This window comes from Shewanella sp. N2AIL (assembly GCF_022690845.1).
In the GTDB taxonomy this organism is placed as follows: Bacteria; Pseudomonadota; Gammaproteobacteria; order Enterobacterales; family Shewanellaceae; genus Shewanella; species Shewanella baltica.
Genome location: NZ_JALBYT010000016.1, coordinates 45,515 through 61,779 on the forward strand (window position 1 = coordinate 45,515; position 16,265 = coordinate 61,779).

The 16,265-nt window shown below is 45.3% G+C and carries 14 protein-coding genes and 1 pseudogene; 7 read left to right on the forward strand and 8 right to left on the reverse strand.

Annotated features, from left to right (window positions below):
• Positions 1-286: 286 nt before the first annotated feature.
• The gene (locus tag MO387_RS11250) at positions 287-3,454 is read left to right on the forward strand and encodes a DEAD/DEAH box helicase (protein ID WP_107949566.1); all 3,168 of its coding nucleotides are present in this window, start codon (positions 287-289) and stop codon (positions 3,452-3,454) included.
• A gap of 3 nt (positions 3,455-3,457) precedes the next feature.
• On the opposite strand, the gene MO387_RS11255 is transcribed toward MO387_RS11250, so the two are convergent.
• Positions 3,458-4,354: a LysR family transcriptional regulator gene (locus MO387_RS11255; protein ID WP_107949564.1), complete on the reverse strand. Its 897-nt coding sequence runs from the start codon at positions 4,352-4,354 to the stop codon at positions 3,458-3,460.
• Between the two features lie 239 nt (positions 4,355-4,593).
• On the opposite strand from MO387_RS11255, the gene yjjG reads away from it, so the two are divergent.
• The gene (gene yjjG, locus MO387_RS11260; protein WP_107949562.1) at positions 4,594-5,331 is read left to right on the forward strand and encodes a pyrimidine 5'-nucleotidase; all 738 of its coding nucleotides are present in this window, start codon (positions 4,594-4,596) and stop codon (positions 5,329-5,331) included.
• A gap of 34 nt (positions 5,332-5,365) precedes the next feature.
• On the opposite strand, the gene MO387_RS11265 is transcribed toward yjjG, so the two are convergent.
• Positions 5,366-6,004, reverse strand: coding sequence for an ERCC4 domain-containing protein (locus MO387_RS11265; protein ID WP_006079856.1), 639 nt, complete (start codon positions 6,002-6,004; stop codon positions 5,366-5,368).
• A 181-nt stretch (positions 6,005-6,185) separates the two neighbouring features.
• Between MO387_RS11265 and MO387_RS11270 the strand changes: the two genes are divergently transcribed.
• The 3 genes and pseudogenes from MO387_RS11270 (at position 6,186) to MO387_RS21330 (ending at position 9,251) form a co-directional block, all read left to right on the forward strand.
• Positions 6,186-7,319, forward strand: a complete 1,134-nt coding sequence (locus tag MO387_RS11270) for a hypothetical protein (protein ID WP_107949560.1) — start codon at positions 6,186-6,188, stop codon at positions 7,317-7,319.
• A 386-nt stretch (positions 7,320-7,705) separates the two neighbouring features.
• Positions 7,706-7,987: a helix-turn-helix domain-containing protein gene (locus MO387_RS11275; protein WP_006079858.1), complete on the forward strand. Its 282-nt coding sequence runs from the start codon at positions 7,706-7,708 to the stop codon at positions 7,985-7,987.
• Positions 7,987-9,251: pseudogene (locus MO387_RS21330) on the forward strand (type II toxin-antitoxin system HipA family toxin). Before MO387_RS11275 ends, MO387_RS21330 begins: the two are co-directional and overlap by 1 nt.
• 353 nt (positions 9,252-9,604) lie before the next feature.
• On the opposite strand, the gene MO387_RS11290 reads toward MO387_RS21330, so the two are convergent.
• Complete coding sequence (locus tag MO387_RS11290; RefSeq protein WP_234420965.1) at positions 9,605-9,847, reverse strand: hypothetical protein; 243 nt, start codon at positions 9,845-9,847, stop codon at positions 9,605-9,607.
• A 146-nt stretch (positions 9,848-9,993) separates the two neighbouring features.
• Positions 9,994-10,857 carry a YicC/YloC family endoribonuclease gene (locus MO387_RS11295; protein ID WP_006086670.1) on the reverse strand — a complete coding sequence of 288 codons (864 nt, stop codon included), beginning with the start codon at positions 10,855-10,857 and terminating at the stop codon, positions 9,994-9,996.
• 212 nt (positions 10,858-11,069) lie between these two features.
• Between MO387_RS11295 and rph the strand changes: the two genes are divergently transcribed.
• The gene (gene rph, locus MO387_RS11300) at positions 11,070-11,783 is read left to right on the forward strand and encodes a ribonuclease PH (protein WP_006079862.1); all 714 of its coding nucleotides are present in this window, start codon (positions 11,070-11,072) and stop codon (positions 11,781-11,783) included.
• A gap of 175 nt (positions 11,784-11,958) precedes the next feature.
• The gene (gene pyrE / locus MO387_RS11305) at positions 11,959-12,600 is read left to right on the forward strand and encodes an orotate phosphoribosyltransferase (RefSeq protein WP_107949515.1); all 642 of its coding nucleotides are present in this window, start codon (positions 11,959-11,961) and stop codon (positions 12,598-12,600) included.
• A gap of 226 nt (positions 12,601-12,826) precedes the next feature.
• Here pyrE and folE read toward each other — a convergent pair whose 3' ends face one another.
• The 4 genes from folE to coaBC form a co-directional block, all read right to left on the reverse strand.
• Complete coding sequence (gene folE, locus MO387_RS11310) at positions 12,827-13,477, reverse strand: GTP cyclohydrolase I FolE (RefSeq protein ID WP_006079864.1); 651 nt, start codon at positions 13,475-13,477, stop codon at positions 12,827-12,829.
• A 371-nt stretch (positions 13,478-13,848) separates the two neighbouring features.
• Positions 13,849-14,442: a nucleoid occlusion factor SlmA gene (gene slmA / locus MO387_RS11315; protein WP_006079866.1), complete on the reverse strand. Its 594-nt coding sequence runs from the start codon at positions 14,440-14,442 to the stop codon at positions 13,849-13,851.
• Between the two features lie 34 nt (positions 14,443-14,476).
• On the reverse strand, positions 14,477-14,935 hold the full coding sequence (gene dut / locus MO387_RS11320; RefSeq protein ID WP_107949513.1) for a dUTP diphosphatase: 459 nt from the start codon (positions 14,933-14,935) through the stop codon (positions 14,477-14,479).
• Entirely contained in the window at positions 14,932-16,155 is a 1,224-nt protein-coding gene (coaBC, locus tag MO387_RS11325) for a bifunctional phosphopantothenoylcysteine decarboxylase/phosphopantothenate--cysteine ligase CoaBC (protein WP_011982215.1), read from the reverse strand. Before coaBC ends, dut begins: the two co-directional genes overlap by 4 nt.
• Positions 16,156-16,265: the final 110 nt, after the last annotated feature.

Genomic DNA, 16,265 nt, shown 5'->3' on the forward strand with positions numbered 1-16,265 from the left:
ACTGGTCTAAAACCGACGTCAGCGGCCGAAGTACCAGGTACTTATTGCCGAGTGGGAAATAGAGGCAAGTTTACCTTGGTATTGGATACTCAATTATCAATAGCCTAAAGCGCGTTTGGAAATGTTCCTACTGAGTCAGTCATCGGTAATATGTTCCACTAAAGCCAAGCAGTATTAACTCCCTATCGAAAAAGACAAAACCATTCTGCAAATCGCAATTTGAATCAAATTGTTATGTGATATATTCGCTACAACTTTGATTGTTAGTCTTGGGGCGTATCTGGCTATGGAACAGGTCGGGATTTACGAAAAGCTGATTACTCAACTCGTTGAGCAGCGCTTAGATAAGGACATATTTTTTGTTGGAGAAAGGAAGCTAGAGGTTGCTGAAGCAAGTATTTGGCTGTCGCGTTTTCTGACTAAAGTTATTGAATATGTAATTAATTCTGTTCCTGCAGATGAAAACCAAGTTATCAATCAAATCAGTTTGGCTAATCGGTTAGTGATGTGGCTCAAAGAGCACATTAACGATGATGATTTTATTGATGAAAATCTCATCGATAGCCAAGGTCGGATACTCACCGCTCTCTTTAACAAGCAAAATCCTATTGCGACTGATTTGCCTAAATATACGGCCGCCATATTTCCATTAACGGGGCTCACTCAGAGTGAGCTTTTCTGTGGCAGTAATGCGGGATTATCGCTTGAAAGTGAGCTTAAACGTGAGATTCGATCATCAGATAAAATCTATTGGCTGGTGTCGTTTATCAAGTGGGCTGGGATTCGCATCTTCAAGAATGAACTTGAGGAGTTTACACGCAGTGGTAAAGAGTTACGCATCATCACGACATCTTATATGGGCGCGACTGATGCTAAAGCCGTCGAGTTTCTAGCCAGTTTACCCAATACCCAAGTCAAATTAAGTTACAACACTAAACGCGAAAGGCTGCATGCAAAGTCCTATTTATTTCTACGAAATACGGGTTTTCATACTGGTTATATCGGTTCTTCAAATTTATCGCATTCTGCATTGACCAGCGGGCTTGAGTGGAACCTTAAGATCACCACCCAAGAAATTCCACACATCATAGAAAAATCACTCAGTACCTTTGAAACTTACTGGGAATCGAACGAATTTGAGCTTTTTAGCGGTGATGCGAGCAGTAAAGAAAAGTTAAACAATGCGCTCAAAGAAGCGAAAGGCAGTGGTACTGAATCGAGCTCATTTCATTTTGACATTAAGCCGTTTGCGCATCAGCGAGAAATCCTCGAACAGCTTGTAGTAGAGCGAAGCGTTCATGGCCGTTTTAAAAATCTCATCGTCGCGGCAACCGGCACGGGTAAGACTATTATTTCCGCGTTCGATTTCGCGCGGTTTTATAAACTGCATCCAGAAGCCAATTTTCTATTTGTTGCCCATAGGCAAGAAATTTTACAGCAAGCCCTCGGCGCTTATCGCGGTGTGTTAAAGAATAATCAATTTGGCGAGCTATGGGTGGCAGAGCATAAACCAAATAGTTACAAACACTTATTTGTATCAATCCAAAGCTTGAATCTGCAACTTGATAACCTGCCATTAGCAGCTGATTTTTATGATTATATTGTGATTGATGAAGTCCATCATGTTGCTGCGAGTAGTTACCGAGGACTATTAGAACATTTTGAGCCGACGATTTTACTTGGGCTGACGGCAACCCCTGAACGCCATGATGGTGTTGATATTTTAGTGGACTTTTGCGGTGTCATTGCCGCAGAAATACGTCTGCCAGAAGCCATCAATCAACGGCATTTATGTCCATTTCAATATTTTGCGATCGACGATAACACCGACCTTAGCAAGTTAAATTGGAGCCGTGGCCGATACGACGTTGCTGAGCTGAGCAATTTATATACTGACAATGAACAGCGTGTGACGCGTATTATTCGCAGCCTAGCTGAAACCGTAACAGATGTGGGCAATATTAAGGCGTTAGCCTTTTGTGTTACCAAGGAACACTCCGAGTATATGGCGAAGAAGTTCAATTTGGCGGGGATCAGCGCCGATGTGCTGACCAGTGATAATCGCTCTGAAAGCCAACAAAAGCGGCAGAGCTTGGTCAGTGGCAAATTATCCATTTTGTGTGTGGTGGATATTTTTAACGAAGGTGTCGACATTCCAGAAGTGGATACTTTGTTGTTTTTACGGCCAACGGAAAGCTTGACCATATTCCTGCAGCAACTTGGCCGTGGCTTGCGTCTCACCGATGATAAGCAGTGCTGCACAATATTAGATTTTGTCGGAAATTCACGTGATGAATATGATTTCTCGCAAAAATTTAGAGCATTAGTCGGTAAAACGAATCAGTCGATAAAAGATGAAATTCTCAATGACTTTCCGCATCTACCGCTAGGGTGTCGAATTGAGCTTGAGGAAAAAGCGCAGTCAATGATTTTGCGTAATATTAGCCGCGCAACGCTCAATGCCAATCGATTAACCAGTCTAATAGCAAGCTTTAAACATCAGACTAACTTGCCGCTCACGCTAGGCAATTTTTTACGCCTTAACCCGCAAGTGACCTTGGAAGATGTTTATCGAATAAAGATTAATGGCCAATGTGGATGGACTTTATTAGTCGAGGCTGTTCAGGGTAATCAGATTGCTGAACCTACTGCGCAGTCCGATTTAGCCAAAGCATATTATCGCGCGATTAACTTTCATTTACTCAGTTGTACTTCACTATCCTATTTAATCTTTATCAAACAGTTATGCCAAAATAATTTTGTCTTTAATGGGGTGGATCCTATTCAAAATCAGTTTGCTTTGATGTGTCATTACAACTTTTGGGATAAGTCAGGTACAGCTCTAAACGTTAACAGTTTAGCAGCTAGCTTGCTGATGCTACGCAACAAGCCATTACAGGAAGAGTTATTGGCCGTATTGGCGATACTGATCAACCGGATACACCATCAAGAAATGGATTTGGAGTTACTCCAACCCACAGCGTTGAAAGTGCACTCTCGTTATACCCGTGAGCAAATTTTAGCGGCGATAGGAGCAAGCACATTTACAGCTAAATCGCCTTCTAGGGAGGGCGTGCTTGCGATTAATGAGCAAAATCTTGAATGTTTATTTGTGACGTTAAACAAATCAGAGAAGCAGTTTTCACCGACAACCATGTATCACGACTATGCCATTAGCGAGCATCTATTCCATTGGCAATCACAAAATAGCGCACGGCCAGAAAGAGGTAGGGGCCTAAGCTATATTGAGCAACAAAAGCTGGGGAAAACGGTGTTGTTGTTTGTTCGAGAGCAGTCAAAAGACGAAAATGGCCGCACAATGGGATTTGTTAATTTTGGAAAAGTACATTATGTCAGTCATAACGGTTCACAACCCATGAATGTCACATGGCGATTAGAACAACCAATCCCTAATGTAATGTGGCATGACGCGGCTAAACTGGCAGTGGGCTAAGTACTACTTCCCCAGTCTTTCTGCCAACAACTCCATCAAAAACTCAATCAATACACTCACCTTAGTCGGCAAATATTTTCGCTGCGGGTAAACCGCATAAATGCCATGTTCGGGGAGGGGATGGTCTGTGAGCAAAGCTTGTAGGCGGCCAGCTTGTAAGTCGGCGTCGACCATGAAGCGGGGCAGGTTGGCGATGCCTAGACCATCGAGTGTGGCTTGGTGGATGGCATCACTATTGTTGACTTGATAGTTACCGTTCGGCTGAATGCGAGTGGAGCCCTGCGGGCTTAAGAAGGTCCATTCAACACCATCACGAAAATATGAGTAGAACAAACAGTTATGTTGGCTCAGTTGCTGCGGCGTTTGTGGTGCGCTGTGGCGAGCGAGATATTCGGGTGACGCGCAAATGACACTTAAACAAGGGGCAATTTTACGGGCAATCAGGCTCGAATCTGGCAGTTCGCCGATGCGAATCGCCAGATCGAATCCGCCAGCAATTAAATCGGTGGTCTTATCATCCATCTGCATTTGCAGCTGTATTTTTGGGTAACGGCGCAGAAACTCGGGGATCAAAGGGGCGATATACAAGCGGCCAAATACCATAGGAACCGCGATGCGCAGACTGCCCTGAGGCGCTTGTTGTAGCTCGGAAATAGCGTCCAAGCCGTCTGCTGCGAGCTTAACTGCAGGGCGAACGTAGTCGAAGTAGCGGGCGCCCGCCTCGGTAAGACTCAAGCTGCGAGTGGTACGGTGCAAGAGTTGAATACCCAGACTTTGTTCTAATAGGGTAATGCGTTTACTCACCGCCGATTTACTCAGCCCAAGCTTTTGACTTGCCAGCGAAAAGCTACCGCATTCCACTACAGTGACAAAGATAGGTAGTGCCGAAAAGTGCTCCATAGTGTCCTTAGATTATAACGTTCTCCTGCCATTATTGTTGATGATACCTCAATAGTCAGTTTTTATTATCGTGGTTATCATTGCCCTTGATGCAAGGTAGACTAATGCACTTGCTGATTGCGGGTGTCGACTGTGGAGCCTAGTTATTTTCGCGCTCATTGCTCATGTTTATCGCTTATCTTGATTACTGCTAGGCAGCTAGCCACAGCATTGCCGCAATCGCCGATGTACCATTCTCGATGCCACTGAACGGCATGGGGATGGGTCTTAGCTATTTTGTCAGAAAGAGAGTTCCTATGTCCTTGCCTTACCAATGGATTTTGTTCGATGCCGATGAAACCCTATTTTATTTCGATGCCTTAAAAGGGCTTAAGTTGATGTTTACTGAGTTTGGGGTCGATTTTACCCAAGCCGATTTTGACGAGTATCAGTTAGTTAACAAACCACTTTGGGTTGATTATCAAGATGGCAAGATAACTGCCGCCGAGTTGCAGACCATACGTTTCGAACCTTGGGCTGCCAAATTAGACGTTACTGCCATGACGCTCAATAGCGCCTTTTTATCGGCGATGGCCGAAATTTGTTCGCCGCTACCCGGTGCCCGTGAGTTATTAGCCGCGCTGCAAGGTAAAGCTAAATTGGGCATCATCACCAACGGTTTCACTGAGCTGCAAACAGTGCGATTAGAACGTACAGGCTTGCAGCATCATTTTGATATTTTAGTGATTTCAGAAAAAGTCGGTATCGCTAAACCCGATGTAGGCATCTTCGAACATGCTTTCGAACTCATGGGCCATCCTGAGCGCGATGCTGTGCTCATGGTCGGTGATAACCCGCATTCAGATATTCAAGGCGGTATCAACGCCGGTATTCATACTTGTTGGTATAACGTCCACGACCACGACGTGCCTGCCGGTATCACCCCGCACTATCAAGTGAGCTCGCACCAAGAGCTATATAGTTTATTGTTCGGGTAAGTCAACAGGCACTCAGCTTATGCTGTGAAGTCACTTAGCGAGTCAGCACTTCACGGATCTTACTTGCTTTATTTTTACCTATACCACCCACTTGCATCAATGCCTCTTCAGATGCTGTTACGACTGCCTCGACACTGGCGAAATGGCATAAAAGTTTATTGGCGAGTTTAGGGCCTACCTCGGGTAGGCTTTGCAAGATGAATAATTGCTGATTTTTCTTGCGTTTGGGCTTACGTCCCGTGAGGGTTAATTCATGTTCTCTACGGTTTAACTGAGTGGCGCAAAAATACAGAATTTTGGCTGTTTCAGTTTGCGATAAACTGCGCAGTATTGGGATGTGGAAATTGATTGAAATCGAGCACAGCGCCCCGATTAACGCTTCTCTGCGTATCTGGTAACATGCGATATCTTGTGTATAACCTTCGATAAGCAGGGCGGTATGATTTGGGCTCTGGGCTAATCTGGCCACCTGTGAGAATAGGCGCCCATCGCATAATGATTGCACGAAATCGGGCAACGTTTTACGTTCAATCAGCCAACCATTGAGTTGATAATCACCCAATTTTAGGCGTTTTTTGATGAGTGAGAGATCTTCGTGCAGTGACAGCTCATAGATGATTTTTTCTGCATGTTCTCTATCGTCATAAAAGAGAGGGATTTTAGCCGCTGCCAATTTTAGTGACCTCAAGCGAGTGACATATTCAGGATTGTTTATGAGTGTAGTCAGGCTGAACAACAAGCACAAAAGTTGTCTTCAGCTTTCTGAGTCGCCTAGTTAAAATTTAGTTCTACCTATATCTGTTCGTTTGGCCAGCTGCATTTAGACAGCGCTAGAAAATCAATGTGAGTTAGCTATGAGTGAATATCAGTATTATCGATTCGAATGTGTTAACAGTAGCTTGTCGGTCCCGCAGCGAAATAGATTAAGGAATATTTCTAGCCGAGCAGAGATCACCAGCCACTCCTTTTGTGTTCAATATCATTACGGTGATTTAAAGGCCGACCCAGAAGCCTTAATGATGGATTTTTTTGATATTGGCTTTTATTACGCCGATTGGGGGCAAGTAAATGCGTATATTAAATTGCCAGCCGGTACAATCCCCTGTGATTTCAAGGCAATAAATGCTGACTTTTATGTGTCTTTTGTCGAGAATAAGCAGAACCAATTACTGATATTTACTTTAGAAGATGATTATCGCTACCGCGACGATGAGAGTGCCGAATCCTTTATGCTGCATTTGGTGGCACTAAGGACAGAACTATTAACTGGCGATTATCGTGCTTTGTATTTTCATTGGTTAAGCCAAGCCAACGATGATATGGCCTTAGAGCCCTTGCCGCTTATAACCTTTGATTTTCACCAGTTAACCCAGGCGCAATTGGCATTTACCACACTTTTTGACATTCCTTTACCATCGATACGTGCTTTACATCTTTTGCTGCAGTCAATGCCTGCACATGTTCCTCAACCCAAAGTATTAACGGCACAGCAGCAGGTGGCTAAGCTAACGGATGCCGAGAAGGACGCGTTGCTTTGTCGCTTATTTGATGAAGGGAAAATATTTGCGGCGGATGCGTATGTGCTCCTCAGAACGCAAGAAACACCAATAGAGTACTCCCACTGGGTAACAGTTGCATCGTTGCATCCCTTCTGGCACGTAGCAGAAAAAGAAGTGATGCAAGAAGATCGCATGGCAGAGGCCGAGCGTCTTGCCCGTGAGACGTTATTGCGTAATGAACATCTTGAAGCGGTTTATAAAGCGCATCAAAGCCATTGGGATAGTGCTTTTGAGGAGGCTGCTCGTGGGTGTGCCAGTGGCTATGATAATGCCGGCCGTACCTTGCAAGTGTTGTTCGATGCTTATCAACTAAAACAATCTTCCAGCGAGTTTAAACAAAATTTTGATGTTTTTATTAGCAAAAATAAACAGCGTAAAGCACTGATTAAGCGGTTAGAACCGTTACAGAAAATTATGCTATCGCTTTGATTTAGTTATTTTAATGCCAATAGCTATGGCGCTGTGATCGAGTGATGTGTTTTGCTTTATTAAAAGTGAATTAGATTGAGTAGCCAAGATAAATTCATGATAAATAAGGTTTTTTGTTTATTAGATTGTAGTTGAACACGACAACACACTATTCGACATTTGAAACTGAATGTCGGTTCTGCATTTCAATTAAATTCAGCGCTCCTTGGCAATGACTCCCCCCATTTCTTTTGTCTTTTATGGTCAGGCTACCCGCCGTAGCGGGTGAACTATGTTTAACGCCTATAGCGTGTGAATGTGTTTTTAACGGTTTAGGCGTGTAAACTTTGACTTACCTGCTTAGCGTGTACAGTAAGAGTTAAGAACAGTTTAAAGGTAAAGCTATCATGAAGGTGACCAACGCAAAGCAGTTGAGTACGTATCTAAAAGATGCGCGGCTGAACGCGCAGCTCTCGCAAAGCAAGGTGGCGAGCAAGGTAGGTATTCGCCAGGATACCGTTTCAAGCTTTGAGTTGAACCCGGATTCGACCAAATTAGAAACGCTGTTTAAGATCCTTTCTGCATTAAACCTAGAGCTAGATATAAAGGTTCGGAATCCACAGCTGGTGGATGAGCGCCGCCATGATAACGCCACAGTGCCTGAGCAAGAATGGAAGGAGGAGTGGTAATGGCAGTGCTTGATGTTTATATGAATGGCTACCTTGTGCGTGAATTGACCAAATCATCCACAGGCTCTCATCAGTTTGCGTATGCCCAGCAGTGGCTAGCGATACCCGGTAGTCGCCCAATTTCTTTGTCTATGCCGCTACGCAATCAAGCCTATAAAGGTGATGAAGTTTATAACTTCTTCGATAATTTGCTACCTGACAATCACGACGTGAGAAACAGAGTCGTTGCTCGTCATAATGCTGATTCGACACAAGCATTTGACCTACTGGCTAAAATTGGTCAAGACAGTGTGGGTGCATTACAGCTTGTCCCCCATGGTCAGCCTCCCTTTGATATAAAAAAGATTGAGTCTAAACCGCTATCCGATAAGCAGTTGGAAAAAGTACTTAAGGGTTATCAGTCCAATATCCCCTTAGGGATGCTAGCCGATGACGATGACTTTAGGATTTCTATTGCCGGTGCCCAAGAAAAGACGGCATTACTTAAACTCAATGGAGAGTGGCGATTACCTATCAAATCGACACCCACTCCCACAGCATAGATATGTCTGACAGTGTCGAGAATGAATACCTGTGCATGATGATAGTCAGAGAGTTTGGCTTAGATGCACCCCAGTGCTCAATAATCAAAGTGGGTGATATTAAAGCGCTTGCTGTGGAGCGATTCGATCGCAGGCTCTCTTCAGATGGCACATGGATTATGCGGCTGCCCCAAGAAGACTTTTGTCAGACATTAAATATCCCACCAGCGAAGAAATATGAGAGCCATGGTGGCCCGGGTATTGAACAAATTATGCCTTATCTATTGGGTTCGATGAACTCGGAGCGCGACAGATATAACTTCATCAAGTCTCAGGTTTTGTTTTGGCTTTTAGCCGCAACCGATGGTCATGCTAAAAACTTCTCACTCTTCATCGAGGCCGATGGCGGATATCGACTAACGCCTTTTTACGATATTTTATCCATGTACCCCGTCATTGGTGGTAAAGGTCTAAATATTCGTGATGCCAAGCTCGCTATGGGCCTCAAAGCGGCTAAGGGTAAGAAGTATCAAATCAATCAAATTTTTCCACGGCACTTTATCCTAACAGCCAAAGCTGTGGGCTTTGATACTGGGATTATGATGGAGATGATGCGCGACATTGCTGACAAGGTAGAGGCTGTGGTTGTTAAGGTTAAAGCGCAGCTGCCAGATGATTTTCCACCACACATACAGGATTCAATATTGAACGGTTTAACTGACAGAATTAAGCGCATAGCTTAGAAACGGTAATGGTTAGGTGACATTAATCGTATCGACTCAAGCCGTTTCAATTTTTACTCCAGTTTTAAATCAGTTGTATGTGTCGATTAATTGCTGCTTTGTAAACATGTTTGCAATACATGTCGATTGAATCGACATCAGCCACAACTTAATTATGCTAATTTTCTGTACCCATTTTCATCTTGTTGAGGCAAACACTGTGGCTTGGACTAGGTGTTAAATTAATACACGACATCATATAAGTTGGATGCACAGGTATGGCATGTGTCGCTATTAAACATGTGGCCAATATTCTTCATCTTTTTGCAATGTATGGATTTTCTTCACTGATTGATACTGTTTGAGCTCTGGTGTTAAAAATCGTTTTTTTCAGTCTCCAACTCGATGAGTGGCGTATTCGTACATAGTTCTACAGAGTCCAATAAGCCAAAAGGTTTGAATCTCGGGGCATGGGGTCCACCATAGCAAAAAAGTGACGCGATATTGTTTGGGGTGACTAAATCAATAAAACGGTAAGTCCATTCAGGATTGCCGATAAAGTGGATGGCATTTTGCTCTAAAAGCGATTCAATCGTAGGTATGGTATTTAGTTCCATTACAAATCCTTGTGTATTAAAGCACTGTATAGCGTCCGATTTTGAGCATTTCAAAAGCACTTTTAACAGGTTTTTCCTCTGTGCCATAAAATACAAAAAGCCCTTACATTAAGGGCTTTTTGGTATCTAAAATGTGTTTACTATCATTACTCAACGTTTTGGATCTGCTCGCGCATTTGCTCGATGAGAACTTTAAGTTCCACTGCGGCTGAGGTGATCTCAGTGCTGATGGATTTAGAGGCGAGCGTGTTCGATTCGCGGTTAAATTCTTGCATCATAAAATCTAAACGGCGACCTTCGCTGCCGCCTTTTTTGAGGATGCGGCGGGCTTCGGCGACATGGGCTTCGAGGCGATCCATTTCTTCGGCCACATCTTGTTTCTGTGCCAGTAGCACCATTTCTTGCTCGATGCGGGCTGGGTCGAGTTCACCTTTGATTTCTGCAAGGCGGTTGGTGAGCTTTTCGCGTTGATATAGCATCACAGTAGGCATGTGCTCGCGTACGACGGCGATTTGCTCGCTCACGCCATCTAAGCGACTTAGCAGCATGTCTTTGATGGCTTCGCCTTCACGGCCACGGGCTTCGATGAATTGATCTATGGCTGAATCGAAGGCTGTCATCAGATCGGCGCCGATCGCATCCATATCTTGTTCACCGCTCGCTAGCACGCCCGGCCAGCGTAGGATGTCGGTCAGATTGACATCGCCTTGTCCCGCTTCTTGCTTGAGCCAAGTGGCGGCGCCTAATAGCTGTTTTGCTAGCGCTTGATTCAACTGCAGCTCGTTATTGCTGTTGTCTGCCAGTTCGTAGCGGAGATTGACTTCAACTTTGCCGCGGCTTAAGCGTTTACGTAGGCGGTCGCGCAGTACGGGTTCGAAACTGCGGAATTGCTCGGGTAAACGTAGGTAAGTTTCGAGATAACGTTGATTGACTGAGCGAATTTCCCAGGAGGCAGTGCCCCATTGTGCTTTGTGCTCGATGCGAGCGTAGGCTGTCATGCTTTGGATCATGGGTTGTCCTAATGGTGTAATCGTCATAATGAGAGGCGATTATAGAGTCAATGGCTTTAGGATTAAAGGCATACAGTATAAGACTGCAAGTTAATGGGTACTTTGCCTAGATGAGTTTGCCTGAGAATCACCCTAAGCATGGCATCCTAAGGCTCAAGCCCTTATAATATGCTGCCAAAATCGGTCAATGACTCAGAATACAGGAATCTCGCATGCGTCCAAGTAACAGAACGCCAGCACAAACTCGTCCCATCACTATCACTCGCCAGTTTACGGCCCATGCCGAAGGTTCTGTGTTAGTGGAATTTGGCGAAACGAAAGTGCTTTGTACCGCCAGTTTTACTGAAGGTGTGCCACGTTTCCTTAAAGGTCAGGGTCAAGGCTGGGTGACGGCGGAATACGGCATGTTGCCACGTTCGACCCATAGCCGTATGGATCGTGAAGCCGCTCGCGGTAAGCAATCTGGCCGTACGCAAGAAATTCAACGTCTTATCGGCCGTGCTCTACGCGCCTGTGTGGATATGAAAGCCCTAGGCGAAAACACTATCGTGATCGACTGTGATGTGATCCAAGCTGACGGTGGCACGCGCACTGCCTCTATCACTGGCGCCTGTGTGGCCTTAGTGGATGCGTTGAACTGGGCGCGTGGTAAAGGCATCATTAAATCTAACCCGCTGAAATTCCTTATCGCTGCTGTCAGCGTCGGTATTTACAAGGGTGAAGCGATAAGCGATCTAGAATATATCGAAGACAGCGCCGCTGAAACTGACATGAACGTGGTGATGACGGAAACGGGCAAGATCATCGAAATTCAAGGCACCGCCGAAGGCGAGCCATTCAGCCATGAAGAATTACTCGAACTGTTGGCATTGGCGAAGAACAGTATTCGTGAAATCGTCGATGTGCAGAAAGCCGCACTGAACTAATAGTGTGGTGATGAAAAAGCCCCGTCATGTTATAAGTGCGGGGCTTTTTATTAGCTGCAACTTTTTATCTGCAGCAAGATGCTAGTGTTAGACAAGCCCTGTACCGAATTAAATGTTACCCAATAAAACATTACCTAATAAAAACCAATAAAATACAAAGACGTAAGGAGATATTGTGAAAGCCTATCAACGTGAGTTTATTGAATTTGCCCTAGAACGTCAGGTGTTGCGATTTGGCGAATTTACCCTTAAATCGGGTCGTATCAGTCCTTATTTCTTCAATGCGGGTTTGTTCAATACTGGCCGTGACTTGGCGCGTTTAGGCCGTTTCTATGCCGCTGCGTTAGTGGATTCAGGCATTGATTACGATTTGCTGTTTGGCCCAGCTTACAAAGGCATTCCGATTGCGACCACTACGGCGGTTGCCCTGTGTGAACACCACGATATCGATATCCCTTACTGCTTTAACCGCAAAGAGAAAAAAGATCACGGCGAAGGTGGCAGCTTAGTCGGAAGCGAGCTGAAAGGCCGCGTTATGTTGGTAGACGACGTGATCACTGCCGGTACGGCAATTCGTGAGTCGATGGAAATCATCGAATCCCATAAGGCACAATTAGCCGGTGTGTTGATCGCCTTAGATAGACAAGAGAAAGGCAAGGGCGAGTTATCGGCTATTCAAGAGGTTGAGCGTGATTTTGGCTGTGGCATAGTGGCGATCATTAAACTTGCCGACCTCATTAGCTATTTATCAGAAAAGCCTGGAATGGAAGTGCAACTTGCCGCCGTGAGCCAGTACCGCGAGCAATACGGCATTTAAATCGAGTGCTTAGCCGCTGGTATTGATCAAGTGGCTATTATTGGCGTGGTGAAATCAGTTAATCAGCCAGCATTGATCTTAGCTAGGTTGAGAAAGGTTTGATTGAGTGGGTATGAAAACAAAAAACGCTGCGATTCTATAGAAGGAATCGCAGCGTTTTTTTGTTGAGTAGTATTGATTGCTATTGATTTAGGCACACTTTAAATCACGTTACGCTTCAATACACTTATTTCGACTGATGCAAAAACTCGGCGCGGGTCGCAGGGTTAGATTTGAAAATACCGCCCAGCGCTGTGGTAGTGGTCGAACTGGTTGAGTCCATCACGCCACGGGATTTGACGCAGTAATGCACAGCATCCATTTTAACCGCAACGTCTTTGGTTTCGAGCAAGGTTTGTAGCGCGACTAACACTTGCTGAGTCAAACGCTCTTGCACCTGTGGACGCTGGGCAAAGAAACGCACGATGCGATTAATTTTTGATAAACCAATGATTTTTTTGCGTGGCAGATAAGCTATGGTCGCAGTGCCATCGATCGTCACTAAATGGTGTTCGCAGGTACTGGTGAGGCTAATGTCCTGCACTCGCACCATTTCATCGAAGCCCATCTTATTGTCGATCACAGTGATCTTAGGGAAGTTCGCATAATCTAAGCCGGAGAAGATTTCATCGACGTACATTTTAGCAATGCGGCGCGGCGTATCGGCAAGGCTATCGTCTGACAGATCCAATGACATTAATGTCAGGATTTCTTTCATATGATGTTCAATCTTGTCTTTACGTTCTTCACTGCTGTAAACGCTTGGGAGCATTGGGGTTTCAAGTCCACGTTCTAATAACGCGGCTTGTACTTTTACTGCTGCTTCACTTAATGCCATCTTATCCTCCACTACGTCGTAGCGGCTATAACAGAAAACCTATGCTGATCATCGAGTAGTACTTGGGCTGTTCAGCATCAGATACAAATTATTGTTATTCTCGCTAGGGCAAGAATAGGGGGAGGAGGATAGCGCGAATTGCAGATAATTCATACCGAAAAACGCTCATAGGCCACATGAAAAAGCCGATAGTCCTTATCGGATATCGGCTTAAAATCAGCCACGGCTAATCGAGTTTAGACTTGCTGTGACGGCAAGTTTGAGTCAATCCTAAAGTTTTAGATTAGTTTTTAGGAAGCTGAGCATTTTTGCAATAGCGGAAATACTCAACATAAAGGACGATAGTTACCGTCTTTTATGTTGAAAAATCATTAGCTTTGTAGAAGTTGGTGCTGGATAAAACGCCACTGTTCATCGAAGTGTGTGGTAGGTTTGAGTTTGAATTCACTTCGTACAAATTGAGCGATTCGCCCTTCGGCAAAGGCTAACAGTAAATTGGCTAATATGGCTTCGTCTAAGTTGAAGCCTTTGCCTTCCCGCAGGGTTTTTTCCCGTAGTATTTGCTTTAGCTGGGTTTCAATTTTGGCAAATAAATTACTAATGCGGCTGCGTAGGCGTTCGTTTTCTCCGAGCAGCGCATCACCATTGAGGACGCGGGAAATACCTGGGTTACGCTCGGCAAAAATCAGCAACAGTTGCAGCACGAGTTGGCAGCGCTTCATGGTGTCTTTTTCGTCATCCATGATTAAATTGATGCGCGACAATAACGACTCTTCGATAAATTCGATTAAGCCTTCGAACATCCGTGCTTTACTCGGGAAGTGACGGTACAGGGCGGCTTCCGATACACCGACTTCTGAGGCCAGTTTCGCTGTGGTGATCCTTTGTCCTGGGTTGGTTTCTAGCATCTGTGCTAGACATTGCAAAATATGTTCACGACGATTAATTTTTGGGCTTACAGCCATTGCAGTATCCTTGGCTCAATAACGACTTAGGGGATTATTTAGTGCCTGAATGGCCAAATCCGCCTTCGCCACGATCTGAGCTGTCGAACTCATCAACGAGTTTGAATTGTGCTTGTACTACAGGAACAAACACCAGTTGTGCGAGACGATCGCCAATTTCTAAGGCAAAAGGACTGTCGCTACGATTCCAGCAAGACACCATTAAGGGTCCTTGGTAATCTGAATCTATGAGTCCGACCAGATTCCCCAGTACGATACCGTGTTTATGGCCAAGACCTGAGCGCGGCCAAATCACTGCAGCCAGTCCTGGATCGGCAACATGAATGGCAATCCCCGTTGGAATAAGCACGGTTTCACCCGGTGCTATAGTCAAAGTCGTGTCGATCATGGCGCGAAGATCCATGCCTGCACTGCCAGGTGTAGCGTAGGCAGGTAAAGGAAATTCTGAGCCGATACGGGAGTCGAGAATTTTTAATTCAATCGGTGTTTTCATGTATTTGTTTTTTCTTTCACTATCAACGAAAGTAATTGCCGTGCCAGCGTGAGTTTGTCAGTGGCAGGCAAATCTTGACTGCCGTGCGGCCAGAACACTCGCAGGGCATTGGCATCGGCATTAAAGCCTAGACCAGCAACGGAAACGTCGTTCGCGGCGATCATATTCAAGTTTTTACGTTTGAGTTTATCGCGCGCATAGGCTTCTACATCATGGGTTTCTGCGGCGAATCCCACCACAAAAGGACGGTTAGGTAAGCTCGCAACCGTGGCTAAGATATCAGGATTCCTCACCAGCGCAAGTTGCATTTCTTCTGCCGATTTTTTGATCTTACAGGTGGCGATGTCGCTAATGCGATAGTCAGCAACCGCGGCGCAGCCAATAAAAATATCTTTTTTATCAACGTTATCCATCACAGCGTCAAGCATATTTTGCGCCGATTCAACATCAATGCGGGTCACGCCTTCTGGGGTGCTTAGATTCACTGGACCAGAGACTAAGGTGACTGTTGCGCCCATATCTGCCGCGGCTTTGGCTAAGGCAAAGCCCATTTTTCCAGAACTGTGATTCGAAATGTATCTGACGGGATCAATTGCCTCACGGGTTGGCCCTGCGGTAATCAGCATTGACTGTCCTGCGAGTGGCTTAAGTTCAACAGCGTCATGAGTGGCAAAAAACTGCGTAGCGAGTGTGGCGATGTCTAATGGCTCTAGCATACGACCAGGGCCGACTTCACCACAGGCCTGACTGCCACTTGCGGGTCCCCAAAGGGTAAAGCCGCGGGATGCCAGACTGGTTAAATTCGCCTGCGTCGCCAGATTACGGTACATCTGCTGATTCATTGCTGGACACAGGGCAATTGGCGCCTCTGTGGCAAGACAAGTGGTGGTGATCAGCTCATCGGCCATGCCAGCATTAATCCGCGCCAATAGGTTTGCGGTTGCAGGGGCAATGATGACGAGATCTGCCCAACGAGCGAGTTCTATGTGGCCCATGGCTGCTTCTGCCGCAGGATCGAGTAGGCTTGAGGCAACGGGATGTCCAGATAACGCTTGCAGCGTCAAAGGCGTGATAAATTCCATCGCACTTTGGCTCATCACCACGCGCACATCAAAGCCACGCTCTTTTAAGCGACGGACTAAATCAGCACTTTTATAGGCCGCAATACCGCCGCCAATGCCCAGCAGGACGTTTTTATTTGTCAGACTCACAGACATCATCCGAGATAGAAATAATGCCGCCAACAATATCACAAAGCGGTGAATTTTAGTGACTCTCCCAGTTCAAAAAATCTCGTCCATACTCAGTAAAGTGAAAATATGTGAGATGA